Source organism: Frankia sp. AgKG'84/4 (genome assembly GCF_023242965.2).
Lineage (GTDB): Bacteria > Actinomycetota > Actinomycetes > Frankiales > Frankiaceae > Frankia.
This window is the reverse complement of record NZ_JALKFU020000904.1, coordinates 1-824: the sequence shown is the minus strand read 5'-3', so window position 1 is coordinate 824 and position 824 is coordinate 1. Positions and strand designations below refer to the sequence as shown.

The window sequence follows — 824 nt, the reverse complement described above, 5'->3', positions numbered from 1 at the left end:
CGCCGGCCCGTCCGGCGTCCGGCGCTCGGTTCACCTCGACCACGAATCCCCTCCCAGCGGGCAGGGCGCGCCCTCCGGCCCGCTGGCCGGGTCCGCGCGTCCGTGCCGCGACTCCGCACCACCCGCGGGCGCGGACAGGACCTCCCGCCCATGCGGCCCGCGCCGCCAGACACCCTGACGGACACGCGGTGGCGCGCATTGGTGCGCCGACCACACAGAATTACAGTTACGTGAGCGTTCCTCAGGAACACTGCGTGTACAGATTATGCCGAAGCCCGCCAATACTCATCCCGCGGGTGGCCCCAGACTCGCACCTGACGTGAGTGTTGTACTGCCGCCGGCCGGGCCGGCAATGGGCCGCTGACCGTGCTGTCGTCCCATCCGTTGGCGCCATGGTGGGCGGCCGGACATCCGCCGGCGATCAGCCGCGGATGATGAGCACGATGGCCACCGTCACACCAAGCGTAATCACGGCTGCCCGCAATGGGGCGGGCCGAAGTCTGCGGGCGATACGGGCGCCGGCAATGCCGCCGACCAGGGAGGTAACCACGAGAATGCCGGCGTAACCCCAGGCCACTTTCGCGGTGGCGAGAAACACAATGACGCCGACCGCGTTCACGCCGAACGCGAGCAGCGTCTTGAGGGCGTTCGTGCGTTGCAGGTCGTCGGTGAGCAGAATACCGAGGACGCCGAGCAGCAGCACGCCCAGTCCGGCGCCGAAGTAGGAGCCGTAGACACCGGCCAGCAGCACGCCGAGGCGGGTCGGCCAGGTGACGACCTCTCCCCCGGCCGGCGCGGCCCCGCCCGGCGACGCCGCGCCGGCC

At 71.1% G+C, this 824-nt stretch carries 1 protein-coding gene; it reads right to left on the bottom strand.

Annotation, left to right across the window (positions count from 1 at the left end; genetic code table 11):
• Positions 1-421: 421 nt before the first annotated feature.
• The coding region (locus MXD58_RS25940; protein WP_250610346.1) for a sulfite exporter TauE/SafE family protein at positions 422-824 on the bottom strand (403 nt) is incomplete at its 5' end.